Raw genomic sequence first — 16,251 nt, 5'->3', positions numbered from 1 at the left:
GCACGGCGCAGGCGCGGCGCGAACAACGAGCAGGCACACAAAGCAGGTCATAAAACCATGGAAGAGACACATGCGAATCCATTTATTTAGACATCCTAGGTATTTTGCCGCGATGTGCGCCGCCGGACTATTCGGCGCGTCCAATCTCGCGCACGCGCAGGTATCGACACTTCAGTTGTACGGGTTGCTCGACACGGTGATCGGAAACTTCAAGGCGAGCGGCGATCCATCGTCGACGGTCGGCATGCTCAACGGCGGACAGATCACGTCGTTCTATGGGCTGCGCGGCACCGAAGATCTCGGCGGTGGGCTAAAGGCCGGTTTCGCGATCGAGAGCTACATCTTCGTGACCAACGGTCAGGGCGGCCGTTTCGCGGGCGACGGCATGTTCTCGCGCAATGCGTATGTCGAGCTCGCGAGCCCGTACGGAATGCTGCGTTTGGGGCGCCAGGTGACGCCGCTGTTCTACATCATGGCGCGCACCAATCCGATGGGCGGCTCGTTTCGCTTCAGCCCGCTGATGACGCAATCGTGGATCGTGAATTACGGCAGAACCGTGCTGGGCGATACGGGCTGGGACGGCTCGGTGCTGTACCAGTCGCCGTCGCTCGGCGGCGTCACGTTCTCCGTGCAGGCGACCGCGCCCGGAAACGGCGCGCACAACGAAACCGCCACGCTCGTCTACGATCGGGGGCCTTTGTACCTCGCGGGCGTCGTTCAGCGCGTCAGGACCGGACTGGGCATTGCCGCGCCCGTCGATCGCCAGGATGCGTGGTATCTGGGTGCGAGCTACAACTTCAATTTCATGCAGCTGTACGCGACCTACACGCACACGGCGTCGTTCGATTTCGGTACAACCAACAATACGTATCACGGCGGCGTGTCCATTCCGATCGGCGTATCGGCACTGGAACTGGCTTACTCGCGCACCAACACGCGGTTGTCGGTGAATTCGGCGTATTACTACCGCAATACGGCGGGCGCGACGTTCGATTATCCGCTGTCTAAACGCACCGACCTGTATGCAAGTTACATGTACGACAAGCTGAGCAACGCCGGAACGTCGAACAGCTTTGGCGTAGGCGTGCGGCATCGTTTCTGACCGGTGAGACGAGTCGGGTGTGCGGCCAGGGTGCTGGCGCTGCGTGAAGGGCCGAAAGCGTGCAAAACAGACGTTCGTGGTTTCGCGCGGGTCGCTACATCGAGCCAGCCGACGCTGCGCTCTGGCAATTCGTCTCTTTCCGCTGAAAGCGAGAGAGCTAATCACCTGGCCTTCGGAGTGGCGGCAATGGCGCAAGCTGGGCACGCGCTGGTGCGATCACTCCTTCCAGCAGCGCTTTTTCTGGACGAAGGCGAGCCAGTACGCGGCCCCCCATCAGATACTGGGCGAGACTTCGGCTGGGACGGCTTTTCGTTTGAGGGGTTTATGTTGGTCGCTTCACATCGTCCTCATCAGGAAAGCAGAATTTTGATTCAAAGCAGTCGTCATGACTTGACGTATGCTTGCACGCATCGTCATTCACCGATGCGCCAGGCCATGCTCAGCCTTCGTCACATTGAAATTTTCCACGCTATCATGCGTACCGGCTCGATCACGGCAGCGGCCGAGTCGCTGAACGTCACGCAGCCTTCGGTCAGCACTGTGCTAAAGCACTTCGAAAGCCGTCTGCATATGCCGCTGTTCGATCGCGTGAACGGCCGTCTGCGGCCGACGCCCGAAGCGCAGGCGCTTTTGCCCGATGTCGCCGAAATTTTCAACCGGCTCGAAGCGGTCGAACGTCTGTCGCGCGATCTCGCTGGCGGCCTGCGCGGATCGCTCTCGCTCGCCGCGACTTCGCCGCTCGCCAACGGTCTGCTTGCGAGCGCGGTCGCGTCATTCTCGACGCTGCGTCCGCACGCGCGCATTGCGCTGCAATCGCTCGGCTCGCCTGTCGTGCTAGAACGCGTGATCAACCGCGAAGCCGATCTCGGCGTCGCCTATGAGCCGATAATCAGCCCCGAAGTCGAGACTGAAGTGCTCGCCGCCGGCAGCATCGCGTGTGTGCTGCCGAAGTCGCATCCGCTCGCGAAAAAACGCTCGATTTCCCTCGCCGATCTGCGGACTTATCCGGTGATCACGTATCTGCCTCAGGCGCTACTGCGCCCCTACGTCGACAAGGCGATGAGCGACGCGGCCGTGGCGCTCAACGTAACGATCGAAGTGGGGCTTTCCGTGACGGCCATCATGCTCGCATTCAACGGTGCAGGTATTGCGCTCGTCGAACCCGATCTGCTCGACGCAATGCGCCTGCCGGACATGGTCAGCCGGCCGCTCGTGCCGCGCGTGTCGTTCAAGACGCTGCTGATCCGCAATCGCTCGGCGCCGCGGGCCCGCATCGTTGACGATTTCGTCGATCACCTGCGTGCGCAGCTTACGAAAACCCCGGCATCCAGCTTATAGGGCAAACCCCAATCCATTGACTGGATTTATGCCTTTCGGCGATTTCATTATTGGCGCATGCAAAACGCGCTCTCTACACTGGACGCCAGTCCGATCACAAAAGAGAGTGCCTCATGCAGCAACGCGTCGAGCCGAAAACCGTCTATCGCCCGAAGCAAGAAGGGCTTTATTTCCCGCAATTTCCGACCTTCGCGACGGTCGAGGAAGAGCGTTTGCACCGCAAGCAGCGGCTTGCCGCCGTATGTCGCGTATTTGCCAAATTCCGTTATGAATACGGCTTCGCGGGTCACATGACCGTGCGCGACCCCGAGCACACCGATCTCTACTGGACCAATCCATTTGCGATGGATTTCGGCCGCGTGCGCGTGTCCGATCTGCTGCTTGTCGATCATGAAGGCACGGTAATCGAAGGTTCGTGGGCAGTGAACCGTGCTGGCTTCGTGCTGCATTCGGCGATCCATCAGGCCAATCCGCATATCGTTGCGTCGTGTCATGCCCATACGACCAATGGCATGGCGTGGGCCGCGCTCGGACGGCCGCTTGACCCGATCACACAAACTGCCTGCGGGTTCTATGAGGATCACGCGGTCATTACTGAGGAAGCGGGCGCCGTCGTGGTGGACCGCGATGCCGGTGCGAACGTCGCTGCCGCATTCGGCAACAACAAGGCTGCGATTCACCAGAATCACGGGCTGTTTTCAGCGGGCCGCGAAAGCATCGACGAAGCGGCGTGGTGGTTCATCGCGCTCGAACGCGCCTGCGAAATTCAGATCAAGGCCGAGTCGACGGGTTCGCCGCTCAAGCTGATCGGACGCGAAGCGGCCTTGCATTCGCGCAATCACCTCGCGACGCCGTTCATGGCCTGGCTGCATTTCCAGCCGATCTACGATGCGATCGCCCGCGAGCAGCCGGATCTGTTCGACTGAGAGCCGTCGCGCGAATCGACCCGGGGTCGGCCCCGGCATTGGACCAATAACGACAGCAACAGGAGACTTCACATGGCTAACACCCTGGATACGGCGGACGCTGCGTCCGCCCGCGCAAGTGCGAGCGCGCCTATGCCTCGTTCGCGCTGGCTCAGGATGGGCACGCTGATTTTTCTCGCGTACCTCGGCTGCTATGTCGACCGCAGTAACATCAGCGTTGCCGCCCCCGACATGGTGCGCGACTTCGGCATGACCGGCGTAGTCACAGGCTTTTTGCTCGCAGCGTTCTTCTGGGGCTACGTGGTCATGCAGATTCCGGGCGGTTGGCTCGCCAATCGCTTTGGCCCGAAATGGGTAATTGTCGGCAGTCTTACCGTCGTCGGTATCACGGGCATCGCATCCGGGCTCGCGACGACCTACGACCACATCGTCGCGATCCGCTTCGTGATGGGCGTCGCGGAAGGCGTCATCTGGCCGAGCTTCGCGACGATCATCATGCGCTGGTTCCCGAGTCACGAACGCAGCCGTGCGGTCAATCTCGCCCAATATGTGTTGCCGGTGTCGTCCGCGTTGATGGCGCCTATTGCCGGTGCGCTGATTCACATGTCCGACTGGCGTCTTATGTTCATCATCCAGGGCATTCCGGTGCTGCTGCTCGCGGTGGCATGGGCGTGGCTCGGCAACAGCGCGCCGGAATACGATTCGCGCATTTTGCCCGAAGAGAAGCAGATGATTCTCGCGAGCCGCGACGTCGAAACGAGTGCGCCCGCGCCTTTCACCGACGTGCTGCGCCGTCCGCTGATCCTGGGTCTCGGTGTCGCGTATTTCCTCTGGTTGACGGGTCTGTACGGCTTCGGTCTGTGGCTACCGGTATTGATCAAGCAGCTGTCCGCGGCGGGTATCGGCAACGTTTCGGTGCTCACGGCCATACCGTTTGCGTTCGCCGCGCTCGGCCTCTACGTCAACACGCGCTGGTCGAACCGCGCACGCCATTCGAGCAACTGGCACTTCGTCGTGCCGCTCGTGATCGGCGGGACCGCGATTCTCGTCGAGCCGATGTTCGCGAGCAATCTGTTCATCTCGATGGCGCTTCTCGTCGTGACCGGGATCTGCCTCTACTCGGGCATCGGCATCTGGTGGTCATGGACGCTCGGTCTCGTGCCGCGCAACCAGATCGGCTCGTCGGCAGGCGTGGTCAACTTCATCGGCAACTGGGGCGGCGCGGTCGGCCCGATCCTCGTCGGCTGGGCGGCGCGCGGTGGCGCCGCGAGCAGCGGGCTGTACGTGGTCGGCTATGCGCTGTTCGCCTCGGCGGCACTCAACGCGCTGATGTGGCTCGTCTCGAAGCGACAGTCCGCACAACTCGCGACCCAACACTGACAGATCGACATAACGACATGGCTTATCCGACCTCGTTCAGCTTCTGCACGCCGACGGTCATCGAATACGGCGCGGGACGGCTCGCGCAACTGCCTGCCTTCGTGCAACGTCTTGGCGGCCATCGTGTGCTGGTGGTGGGAGACCCCGGCGTGAAAGCCGCGGGCATCGTCGACCGCGTGCTCGATACGCTGCGTCGCTCCGACATCGAAGCGTTTGCGTTCACCGATGTCGAAAGCGATCCGGCCGTGCAATCGGTGCGTGACGGCACCGCGGCGGCGCGCGACGCGCGTTGTGATCTGATCGTCGGCGTGGGCGGCGGCAGCGCGCTCGACACGTCGAAGGCGATCGGCCTTATGCTGCGCAATGCTGGCGACATTCGCGACTATGTCGGCATCGATAAGGTGCCGCAAGCGGGCGCGCCCGTCATCGCGATTCCGACGACTTCGGGCACCGGCAGCGAACTAACGATCTGGTCGGTGCTCTCCGACGTCGAGACCGACACCAAGATTTCGGTCGGCAGCGTGCTCAATTGCCCGCGTATCGGCCTGCTCGATCCCGAACTGACCGTGAGCCTGCCCGCGCCGATCACCGCCGCCACCGGCATGGATGCGCTCACGCACGCGGTCGAATCGTGCGTGAACCTCGCCAGTCAGCCGATTACCGAAGCGCTCGCACATCAGGCGATCTCGCTGATCGGCAAATCGTTGCGGCGCGCCGTACACGAAGGCACGAATCTCGAAGCGCGCGGCGACATGCTGCTCGCGAGCGCGATGGCCGGCATTGCGTTCAATGCGACGCGGCTTGGCCTCGTGCATGCGTTCGCGCTGCCGCTCGGCAACAAGTTCGGCATTCCCCACGGCCTCGTCAACGCGATCATGCTGCCGCCGGTCATTGCCTATAACGCGTCGGCCAACGTCGACGGGTATGCGCGTGTCGCCGCGCTGCTGGAGCCGGAGACGGGAGCGCGCCTGGCCGATGCTGCCGCCGCGCATGAAGCGGCGGTCATCGTCGCGCGTCTGCGCGCCGACATCGGCATCACGAAGACCCTTGCGGACTTCGGCGTGAGCGAGCCGCGTTTCGGCGCGATCGTCGACGAGGCGATGCTGTCGGGCAATGTCGCTGTCAACCCGCGCGCACCGAGCCGGGAAGACATGTTTGGCCTGCTGCGCCATGGCGTGGCAGGCACGTTCTAGCCGGCCGTTTTATTGTGACGGACGGCATCGGCGCTCTGTCATAGTCGAGAGACGCGCTCGTCACGACCGCGAGATGGCTGAGCGCGAGGGGGAAATTTCCGCTGAGATGCTGGCCGCGCACAGGAACAGCGTGGAATGCGCGCTGCATACAATAAGGCCGAATATGCCGAGCAGCGAAGGGGATGCTACAGGCATGGGCTGATGGTTGACGGGTGGAGTGTGACGGACCCTGAAACAGTCAACGGCGCAAGGGTATATAACACCAGCCTCACCCGTGAGGGCTGGCTCGAGACTTACATGTCCACGAATAGATGGTTCGGGCGAATCCGCCGGGGTTACAACACGCCCGAGACCTGAGAGCCGGAAGATTTTGGAGCCTTTCTCCTGTTGCCACTTTCGTCTTCTATACGTTAGCTCTCGTTGCCGACCTCGGGGAGCTTACGCGGCATGCGGTCCGCACCCGTCGCAACGAACGTGAGCGTTGCCTCCGTGACCTTCACAATTACCTCGTTAAGCCCCATCCGCTGCGCAAATACCTCGACATTCACGGTAACCGACGTGTTGCCTTTCCGGACGATCCGCGCATAGAAGCTCAATAGATCACCGATAAAGACCGGCTGCCGGAACGTGAACGAGTTGACCGCAACCGTGACGACCCTTCCGTTCGCGCACTGGCTTGCAGGGATCGAGCCGGCGATATCGACGTGCGACATGATCCAGCCGCCGAACACGTCGCCGTGCACGTTCGCGCTGCTCGGCTGCGGCACGACGCGCAGCACGGGGATTTCATCGGCGGGCAGTGTCGTCGCCGCGCTGGGGCTTTCGGACATAAGGGATTCCTCGATGACGGACGCGCGCCGCGATGCCTGCCGGCGCGCGCGAGAATGGACGGAAAGGCGGTGTTCAGCCGTATACGCGGGTCAGCCAGTGTGCGTGGGCCGGCGAGCGCCCGGCGACGGCGTCGAAGAAGCGCGTTTGCAGCGCCTCCGTGATCGGCCCGCGTGCGCCCGCGCCGATCGTGCGGTCGTCCAGTTCGCGTATCGGCGTGACCTCGGCGGCGGTGCCGGTGAAGAACGCTTCGTCCGCGCAGTAGATTTCGTCGCGCGTGATCCGCTTTTCGACGACCGTCAGCCCCGCTTCCTTCGCCAACTGGATCACCGACGCGCGTGTGATGCCGTCGAGGCACGACGCGAGGTCCGGCGTGTACAGCACGCCGTTGCGCACGACGAACACGTTTTCTCCCGCGCCCTCGGACACGTACCCTTCGGTGTCGAGCAGCAGCGCCTCGTCGTAGCCGTTGCGCGTGACTTCACGGTTCGCGAGGATCGAGTTGATGTAATAGCCGCTCGCCTTCGCGCGCACCAGCGACACGTTCACGTGATGGCGCGAGTACGACGACGTCTTCACGCGAATGCCGCGCGTCAGGCCCTCTTCGCCGAGATAACTGCCCCACGGCCACGCGGCGATGCCGACGTGCACGGTGTTGCCGCGCGCGCCGAGGCCCATCTGCTCGCTGCCGAGCCACACGAGCGGCCGGATGTAGCAGGCCTTCAGCCCGTTGCTGCGGATCACTTCGAGCTGCGCGTCGCGCAGCGTCGCGAAGTCGAACGGCACGTCCATCTCGAAGATCTTCGCCGAGTTGAACAGCCGCCGCGTGTGGTCGTCGAGCCGGAACACCGCCGCGCCTTGCGCGGTTTCATACGCGCGGACGCCTTCGAACACGCCCATCCCGTAGTGCAGCGAGTGCGTGAGGAAATGAAGCTGCGCGTCGCGCCAGTTCACGAAATGGCCATCGAGCCAGATAACGCCGTCGCGGTCGTGCATGGAAGGTTTCATTGCGAGATCGATCCAGTGAGTGAGGAAAAAAGAGTGGTTTGAGCCGTTGCCGCTGCGCCGTCGTATTCGGCCAGCAGGCGCGCGCGTTTCGCTGCGACGGCGCGCAGGTTGCGCGTCTTCACGTGGCCGAAGCCGCGGATTTCGTCGGGCAGCGTCGCGAGGCGGATCGCGGTTTCGAGGCGCGGGGCGTCGAGCGTCGCGCAGAAGCGGTCGATCATCGCGACGTATTCGTCGATCAGCGCGCGTTCGTGGCGTCGTTCCTCCGTGTGGCCGAACGGGTCGAAACACGTGCCGCGCAGCGCCTTCAGACGCGCGAGCACGCGGAACGCCGGCAGCATCCACGGGCCGAACGTCCGCTTGCGTAACTGGCCGCGTTCGTCGCGTTTGGCGAGCAGCGGCGGCGCGAGATGGAACGTGATGCGGTAGTCCTTGCCCGGCTCGCCTTCGAACTGCGCGCGCAGCTTGTCCAGATACGCGGGGGCGCCGTACAGGCGGGCGACTTCGTATTCGTCCTTGTAGGTCATCAGCTTCGCGAGATTGCGCGCGACTGCCTTTGTCAACCGAAGGCCGCCCGCGTTCGGCAGATGGGCTTCGGCGTCGCGGATGCGCGCGACCAGGCCACGGTAGCGCGTCGCGTATTGCGCATTTTTCCACGCGGTCAGCCACGCCACGTTGCGCTCGACGATCTTTTCCAGCGACTCGGGCAGGTGCAGCACGATGGCTTGCGCCCGTGCCTCGGCCGAGTGCGTGCCCGTTTCGATGAACGGCTTTGCCGCATCTGCGCCGTGGTGTGCGAGATAACGGCCCCACGAAAACGCGAGCCGGTTCTTGTCGATCGACACGCCGTTCAGTTCGATTGCCCGCATCAGGCTCGCGTGGGCGAGCGGCACGAGGCCCTGTTGCCACGCGTAACCGAGCAGCAGCGGATTTGCGTAGATCGTGTCGCCGAGCAGCCCGACGGCCTGTTCGTTCGCGTCGATGAACGAGCACGCGTCGCCGAGCACGTCGCGCAGCGCGCGCTGCGCATCGGCGGCGGGGAAGGTCCAGTGCGGGTCGTGCACGAACTCGGCGGTCGGCGTCGCGCCGATGTTGATGGCCGCGCGCGTGAGGCCGAGGCGGACCTTCGAGCGCACTTCGGCCGACGCGGACACGATCGCATCGCAGCCGAGAATCGCGCGCGCTTCGCCGGCGGCGATCCGGGTCGCGTGCAGTTCGTCAGCGCGGCGAGCAAGCCGCACGTGGCTCAGCACCGCGCCGCCTTTCTGCGCGAGGCCGGCCATGTCGAGCACAGTGACGCCCTTGTTTTCCAGATGTGCGGCCATCCCCAGCAGCCCGCCGATCGTCACGACGCCGGTGCCGCCGACCCCGGTGACGAGCAGCCCGTATGGCCGGTCGAGCGCGGGCAACGCAGGCTCCGGCAACGCGGCGAAGTCCGGAGCGGCTGCGCGTTTCGCGCCGGCCGGCTTCTTCGGCTGCGCGCCTTCGAGCGTGACGAAACTCGGGCAGAACCCGTTCACGCACGAAAAGTCCTTGTTGCACGACGACTGGTTGATCTTGCGCTTCGTGCCGAACGGCGTGGACAGCGGCTCGACCGACAGGCAGTTCGACTGCACCGAGCAGTCGCCGCAGCCTTCGCAGACCGCATCGTTGATGAACGCACGGGTCGCCGGATCGGGCCAGGTGCCGCGCTTGCGGCGGCGGCGTTTTTCGGTCGCGCAGGTCTGGTCGTAGATCAGCACCGTGGTGCCGGTCGTGTCGCGCAGTTCGCGCTGGATGCGGTCCAGCTCGCGGCGATGGAACACGGCGACGCCGCTGGGGAGCGCAACGCCTTCGTATTTGGGCGGCTCGTCGGTGACGACGACAACCTTGCACGCGCCCTCCGCGACGATCTGATACGCGATCTGCGGCACCGTCAGCACGCCGTCCACCGGCTGGCCGCCGGTCATCGCGACCGCGTCGTTGTACAGCACCTTGTAAGTGATGTTCGCGTGCGCGGCGATCGACGCGCGGATCGCGAGCAACCCGGAATGAAAATACGTGCCGTCGCCGAGATTCGCGAACACGTGCTTTTCCGCAGTGAAGCGCATCTGGCCGAGCCACGCGACGCCTTCGCCGCCCATCTGGCTGAACGTTTCCGTGTTGCGGTCCATCCACATCGCCATGTAGTGGCAGCCGATGCCGGCCAGCGCGCGCGAGCCTTCGGGCACGCGCGTCGATGTGTTGTGCGGACAGCCCGAGCAGAACCACGGCTGACGCGCGGCCAGCGGCGCGGGCGTCGCTGCCTCGCGCTCCTTCGCGTCGATGATCGCCAGCCGAGCCTCGATGCGCGCGCGCAGTTCGTCGCTGACGCCGATCTTCAGCACGCGGCGCGCGACGGCCTTCGCGATCAGCGCCGGCGAAAGCTCGTATTGCGTGGGCAGCAACACCGGGCCGCGCGGCACCGACCATTCGCCGCCTTCGTCGCCGTCGCGTTCGTCGTACTTGCCGTAGATGCGCGGGCGCACGTCCTCGCGCCAGTTGTACAGCGTCTCTTTCAGCGCATATTCGAGGATCTGGCGCTTCTCCTCGACGACCAGAATCTCGTCGAGGCCGGACGCGAAGTCGCGCACGTCCTGCGCGTCGAGCGGCCACACGCAGCCGATCTTCAGCACCCGCACGCCGATCTGCGCGCAGGTGGCGTCGTCGAGCGACAGGTCGGCCAGCGCCTGGCGCACGTCGAGATACGCCTTGCCGGCCGTGACGATGCCGAGCCGCGCATCCGGCGCATCGACGACCACCCGGTTCAGCCGGTTCGCGCGCACGTAGGCGAGCGCCGCATACCACTTGTGGTTCACGAGCCGCGCTTCCTGCGCGAGCGGCGGATCGGGCCAGCGAATGCCGAGGCCGTCGGGCGGCATCTCAAAGTCGTCCGGCGTGACGATCTGCACGCGGTCCGGGTCGATCTCGACGGACGCGCTCGATTCGACGACGTCGGTTACGCACTTCATCGCGACCCACAGGCCCGAATAGCGGCTCATCGCCCAGCCGTGCAGTCCGTAGTCAAGATATTCCTGCACGTTCGACGGATACAGCACCGGAATGCCGCTCGCGACGAACATGTGCTCGGACTGGTGCGCGACCGACGACGATTTCGCCGCGTGGTCGTCGCCGGCCAGCACGAGCACGCCGCCGCGCGGATCGGTGCCGGCCGAGTTCGCATGCTTGAACACGTCGCCGGTGCGGTCCACGCCCGGCCCCTTGCCGTACCACATGCCGAACACGCCGTCGACGGTCGCGCCGGGCCACAGGTTCAACTGCTGCGTGCCCCAGATCGAGGTCGCCGCGAGGTCTTCGTTCACGCCGGGCTGGAACACGACGTCGTGTGCGTCCAGATGCTTCTTCGCTTTCCACAGGCTCTGGTCGAGCGCGCCGAGCGGTGAGCCGCGATAGCCCGAAACGAAGCCGGCCGTATTGAACCCGGCGCGGCGGTCGCGTTCGCGTTGCAGCATCGGCAGGCGTACCAGCGCCTGCGTGCCGCTCAGATAGACGCGGCCTTTTTCGAGCGTGTATTTGTCGTCGAGCGTGACGGCGTTCAAGACCTGCTGCTGTTGCGGCGATAACGGGGCATTCATTTTTTCGTCTCCAGACCTCGATCGACGCGGAGTATAGGAAGCCGATTTCCTATCGTAAAATCACAAATACCAAACCCTGATATGCGAAAAACAGATGGCCAAGGACGTATCGAAAGACGTGACGCTGCGGCAGTTCCGCTACTTCGTGGCCGCCGCGCAGAGCGGCCAGTTCTCGATGGCGGCGGCAGCCGAGCACGTGTCGCAGTCCGCGATCACGAACGCGGTGCTCGCGCTGGAGAACGCGCTCGGCCTGCGTCTGTTCGTGCGTCTGCCGCAGGGCGTCGAGCTGACGCCGGACGGGCAGGACTTCCTGACCCACGCGCGGCACGTGCTCGATTCGGTGCGCGACGCGCTTCACAAGCCGCCGTTTCGCGCGCACAGCCTGCGCGGCACCGTGCGGATCGCCGCGTCGTACACGTTGCTCGGTTATTTCCTGCCGGACCTGCTCGCGCGGTTTCGTGCGACGTATCCGGCGATCGAGCTGGACCTGCGCGACCTCGAGCGCCCGGCGATCGAGGCGGCGGTGCTCGCGAAAGACGTGGAACTGGGCGTCGTGCTGCTGTCGAACGTCGAGCGCCGCACGCGCTTCGGTCATCATGTTCTGATGCGTTCGCGCCGCCAGTTGTGGGCCGCGCCGACCCATCCGCTGATGCAGATGGGCTCGCCGACGCTGCGCGACGTCGCGCGTTATCCGTACATCCAGTTGACCGAGGACGAAGGCGAGCAGTCGACGCTGCGCTACTGGAAACGCAGGCGGATCGCGCCGGACATCGCGTTCCGCACGAGTTCGATGGAGGCGGTGCGCGGGCTCGTCGCGCACGGTTTCGGCGTGACGATCCTCTCGGACATGGTGTTCCGGCCGTGGTCGCTCGAAGGCCGGAGGATCAACGCGTGCGCGCTGCACGACGCGATTCCGCAGATGGAGGCGGGCATGCTATGGCACCCGACCATGCCGCTCGGCGATCCCGCTCGCGCGCTGCAACAGTTTCTGATCCACGCGTGCGGCAGTTGAGCCGCGGGTTGCGGCCGGGTTATCGCTGGTTGCCGCCCGGTTGCCGGCCCGCGCGAAACCGGACCGGCGCGCGGGCCGATTTGCTTCCTGCCCGCGCGAGCCTTAAACTCGGTGCAACGATTCACTGAAATTGGCGTTTTTCTTCTCTCCTGTCCGGATTCCCATGCCCGCAAAGAAACCGGCCGATACGGCCAACCCCGCCACGCGCAGCCGCAAGTCGCCGCAAGGCGCACCGACCGTGCAGGACGTCGCGAAACTGGCGAAGGTGTCGGTCGGCTCGGTGTCGCGGGTGCTGAACGGGCGGGAGAACGTCGCGCCGGAGATCCAGGACGCGGTCCGCAAGGCCGTCGCGCAGTTGAACTTCGTGCCGAACGTGGTCGCGCGCAGTATGCGCAAGGGCAGTTCGAAGGCGATCGGCTGCCTGATTTCGGATATCGCGCAACACACCGCCGCGCAGATGGTCAGCGCGGCCGAGGCGCGGCTGCGCGAGCAAGGCTACGAGATCCTGATCGCGAACTCGCACTACGACCTGGAACGCGAGCGCGCGATTCTCGAAAGCCTGAAGCAGCGGCGGCTGGACGGCTTCATCGGCGCGATTTCGGACGACGAGACGCCCGCGTACTTCAACCTGCTGCGCACGCTGAACATGCCGGTCGTGCTGTGGGAGCGCGACGCGCAGGGCGAATTCAACTCGGTGCTGACCGATCACGCGGACGGCTGCCGGCAGGCCGTCCGTTACCTGACGTCGCTCGGGCACCGGCGGATCGCGCTCGTCGCCGGTCACGAGCACACGTGGGTCGGCCGCGAGATGGTGCGCGGCTACACGGCCGCGTGCGAGGCCGCCGGCGTCGGCGCCGATCCGGCGCTGATCCTGCGGACCGACGGGTTCGGTGAGGATGCGTGCCGCCGCCTGCTCGGCGGCGCTGCGCGCCCGTCGGCGATCATCGCGACGCTGAACGATGCGGCCACGGTGCTGGAAGTCGTGCGCGACCTCGGCCTGACCGTGCCGGGCGACCTGTCGGTCGTGTCGATCGGCGACCACCAGTACGCGGGCATCTCCGCGCCCGCGCTGACGGTCGTTACGCAGGACCCGCGCGCGGTGGGGACCGAGGCCGCCGACATGATGCTGCAACTGCTCGACGGCGCGGGGCCGTCCGGCATCCGGCGCTCGAAGCATCCGATGCGGATGATCATCCGCGAATCGTGCGCCGCGCCCGCGCAGCAGCCGAAGCGCGGTCGTTCGCGGGCGGCCTGACTACCTGACTACCTGACTACCTGACTACCTGACGTTTACCCCATTCGTCTGCCGCTTGACAGCCGGATTATGGTCCCCGATTCTTGGTGAATCGATTCATATACGGCTTTTTGATGCGGAGGCGACGATGGGGGACAGCAGGAGGGACGACGGACTGAGCCGGCGTTCGTTCATCAGGATGGCGACGGCATCGGCCGGCGCGGTCGCGATCGGCGCGGGGCTCGACGGCTGCGGCGGAGGCGGCGTGTCGGTGGCGGCCGCGCAAACCGCCGAGCCGCCGGTGCCGCCGATCGTCGCTGCAAGCACGGCGCTGGTGGTCATGCATTACCAGAGCGACGTGCTGAACGTCGTGTCGTCCGCCGCGCCGACGCTGCTCGCGAACACCCGCAAGCTGTGCGATCTCGCGCGCGCGAAAAACGTGCAGGTCTATTTCGCGAAGATCCAGTTCAGTCCGGGTTATCCGGAGGTCAGTCCGCTGAACAGGAGCGGGCAGGGGCTGAAGGCGTCGGGCCTGTTCGTCGGCGACACGATCGCGCCGGAACTCGCGCAACAGGCGAACGAGCCGTTGATCGTGGGCCATCGCATCAGCGTGTTCTTCGGCACCGACCTGCACGCGCGGCTGTCCGCGGCCGGCATCGACACGCTGATCCTGGCCGGCGTCGAATCGACCGGCGTCGTGCTGTCGACCGTCGCGTATGCGAGCGACGCGGACTTCCGTCTGTACACCGTGAAGGACTGCTGCTACGACCGCGACCAGGTCGTGCACGACCACCTGTTCTCGACCGCGTTCGATACGCGTAGCTACGTGCTGTCGCTCGCGGACGCGGCGGTGCTGCTCGCGTGACGCGAACGGATGCGCGGCGACGGTGGACGGTCGCCGTCGCCGTCGCCGGCAACGCGGCGGAACACGGATGAAACAGGACCGGCGGCACAGCCGGCGCGAAGTATGGGGTACAGGATGAGCGGTTTTCTGAAGAGCATCAGGTTCACGATCGCGCTGGCGTTTTCGGTCAGCGCGCTGCTGCTGTGCGTGCTGGGCGCGTTCTGCATCAGCGGTCTCGCCGCGCTGAACGGACAGATGCGGATGGCGCACGAGAGCGGCGCCGCGTCGATCGTCGATCTCGCGAAGATCCAGGCGGCGGCGCTCGATACGCGGCTGCATCTGCGCTCGATCCAGACGATGACGTCGGACGATGACGTGCGCGCGGCCGTCGATGCGATTCGCCGCAACGCGCGCGCGATCGACGCCGCGTTCCGCGACTACTACCCGGCCCGCGTCGCGAGCGACGAAGAGCGGGCGGCCGCGCAACGCGTCGGGCACACGATTCCGGCGTTCGCGTCGCTCGTCGACGCGGCGGTGCAGCGGGTCGGCATGTCCGACTACGCGGAGGCGTTGCAGCGGATCGAGCAGTTGCCGCGGAGCGGGCTCGGGCCGCTGATGGCGCTGAACGAACGGAAGGTCGCCGCGCTCGCGGAGCAGGGCGAGGCCCGCTTCGAACGGTTCCGCAACTGGGCGCTCGCAATGCTGGCGGCGGGGCTCGCGGCCTCGGTCGGCGTCGCGGTTTATCTGGTGACGTCGATCGACGCGCCGCTCGGTCATGCGGTGCGCGTGGCGGGCGCGATCGCGGACGGCCGGCTCGGGCAGCCGGTTCCGCCCGGCCGCCGCACGGAGTTTGCGCGGCTGCTCGATGCGCTGGCGCGAATGGACGGACGCCTCGGCGCAATCGTGCAGTCGATTCGCAGTTCCAGCGACACGATTGCGGGCGCGACGTCGCAACTTGCGTCCGCGAACGTGGATCTGTCGTCGCGGACCGAGGAGCAGGCCGCGTCGTTGCAGCAGACCGCGGCAGGCATGCACGAACTGACCGAAAGCGTGTCGCAGACCGCCGCCAGTTCCCGTCAGGCGACGACGCTGGCGGGCGAAACGTCGTCGCTCGCGACGACGAGCCGCGAAACGATGGCGCGCGTGACGGCGGTGATGGCCGAGATCCGCGCCCATTCGGAGCGGATCGCGGAGATCACCGGCGCGATCGACGGCATCGCGTTCCAGACCAACATCCTTGCGCTGAACGCGGCGGTCGAGGCCGCACGGGCGGGCGAAGCGGGGCGCGGTTTCGCGGTCGTCGCAGGCGAGGTGCGGGCGCTTGCGCTGCGGGCGTCGACCGCTGCGCGCGAAGCGGGTTCGGTGATCCGCGAATCGACGGCCACCGTCGCGCGCGGCGCGGCGCTCGCGGACGACGCGGCAAACGCGCTGGGCGAGGCGCAGCGGGGCGTCGAAGGCGTCGCGACGGTCATCGCGTCGATCGCGGACGCCGCAACGGAACAGAGCCGCCGCATCGCGGAAATCAGCGTGGCGCTGGCCGCGATCGACACCGTCACGCAGCAGAACGCCGCGCTCGTCGAACAGGCCGCCGCCGGTTCGCAGGCGCTGGAACACGAGGCCGTCCGGCAGAAGGAACTGGTCGGCGTGTTCCGGTCGTAACGGGGAATCCAGGCGTTTTCCCCGAGCGTCAGGGTTTCCGATATTTTTGACACGTTGACTCGCAACGCCCCGGGCCCTATTGTTTGTGAATCGATTCACGAAGCGCCGTTGCAGGC

At 65.5% G+C, this 16,251-nt stretch carries 12 protein-coding genes; 9 read left to right on the top strand and 3 right to left on the bottom strand.

All coding sequences use genetic code 11. The features are described 5' to 3' along the window. Positions 1-70 precede the first annotated feature (70 nt). From U5805_RS09205 to U5805_RS09185, 5 genes are all read left to right on the top strand, one after another. A complete protein-coding gene (locus tag U5805_RS09205) occupies positions 71-1,102 on the top strand; it encodes a porin (RefSeq protein WP_322103165.1) in 1,032 nt (343 codons plus the stop codon). 186 nt (positions 1,103-1,288) lie between these two features. Further along, a complete protein-coding gene (locus U5805_RS09200) occupies positions 1,289-2,440 on the top strand; it encodes a LysR family transcriptional regulator (RefSeq protein WP_322103164.1) in 1,152 nt (383 codons plus the stop codon). A gap of 113 nt (positions 2,441-2,553) precedes the next feature. Beyond that, complete coding sequence (locus U5805_RS09195) at positions 2,554-3,366, top strand: class II aldolase/adducin family protein (protein WP_322103163.1); 813 nt, start codon at positions 2,554-2,556, stop codon at positions 3,364-3,366. Between the two features lie 72 nt (positions 3,367-3,438). Then, entirely contained in the window at positions 3,439-4,746 is a 1,308-nt protein-coding gene (locus U5805_RS09190; protein WP_322103162.1) for an MFS transporter, read from the top strand. 17 nt (positions 4,747-4,763) lie between these two features. Beyond that, positions 4,764-5,939: an iron-containing alcohol dehydrogenase gene (locus tag U5805_RS09185; RefSeq protein ID WP_322103161.1), complete on the top strand. Its 1,176-nt coding sequence runs from the start codon at positions 4,764-4,766 to the stop codon at positions 5,937-5,939. 410 nt (positions 5,940-6,349) lie between these two features. Here the strand turns inward: U5805_RS09185 and U5805_RS09180 are convergent, their stop codons facing one another. The 3 genes from U5805_RS09180 to U5805_RS09170 form a co-directional block, all read right to left on the bottom strand. Next, positions 6,350-6,769 carry an acyl-CoA thioesterase gene (locus U5805_RS09180; protein ID WP_322103160.1) on the bottom strand — a complete coding sequence of 140 codons (420 nt, stop codon included), beginning with the start codon at positions 6,767-6,769 and terminating at the stop codon, positions 6,350-6,352. Between the two features lie 73 nt (positions 6,770-6,842). Further along, positions 6,843-7,775 (bottom strand): branched-chain amino acid transaminase, encoded by a 933-nt coding sequence (locus U5805_RS09175; RefSeq protein WP_322103159.1) that lies wholly within the window; start codon positions 7,773-7,775, stop codon positions 6,843-6,845. Next, the gene (locus tag U5805_RS09170; RefSeq protein ID WP_322103158.1) at positions 7,772-11,386 is read right to left on the bottom strand and encodes an indolepyruvate ferredoxin oxidoreductase family protein; all 3,615 of its coding nucleotides are present in this window, start codon (positions 11,384-11,386) and stop codon (positions 7,772-7,774) included. The genes U5805_RS09175 and U5805_RS09170 overlap by 4 nt, the downstream gene beginning before the upstream one ends. A gap of 94 nt (positions 11,387-11,480) precedes the next feature. Here U5805_RS09170 and U5805_RS09165 point away from each other — a divergent pair, with 94 nt between their 5' ends. The 4 genes from U5805_RS09165 to U5805_RS09150 all read left to right on the top strand — a co-directional run bounded on the left by U5805_RS09165 (position 11,481) and on the right by U5805_RS09150 (position 16,135). Continuing rightward, positions 11,481-12,398 carry a LysR family transcriptional regulator gene (locus U5805_RS09165; RefSeq protein ID WP_322103157.1) on the top strand — a complete coding sequence of 306 codons (918 nt, stop codon included), beginning with the start codon at positions 11,481-11,483 and terminating at the stop codon, positions 12,396-12,398. Between the two features lie 130 nt (positions 12,399-12,528). After that, positions 12,529-13,653, top strand: a complete 1,125-nt coding sequence (locus U5805_RS09160) for a LacI family DNA-binding transcriptional regulator (RefSeq protein WP_322103156.1) — start codon at positions 12,529-12,531, stop codon at positions 13,651-13,653. 127 nt (positions 13,654-13,780) lie between these two features. Further along, a complete protein-coding gene (locus U5805_RS09155; RefSeq protein WP_322103155.1) occupies positions 13,781-14,497 on the top strand; it encodes an isochorismatase family cysteine hydrolase in 717 nt (238 codons plus the stop codon). Positions 14,498-14,506: 9 nt separating this feature from the next. Then, a complete protein-coding gene (locus tag U5805_RS09150) occupies positions 14,507-16,135 on the top strand; it encodes a methyl-accepting chemotaxis protein (RefSeq protein WP_322103154.1) in 1,629 nt (542 codons plus the stop codon). Positions 16,136-16,251: the final 116 nt, after the last annotated feature.

This window comes from Paraburkholderia sp. J41 (assembly GCF_905220235.1).
Taxonomy (GTDB): domain Bacteria; phylum Pseudomonadota; class Gammaproteobacteria; order Burkholderiales; family Burkholderiaceae; genus Paraburkholderia.
Note: the sequence above shows the minus strand (reverse complement) of the source record. Positions and strands in the feature narration are given on the sequence as shown.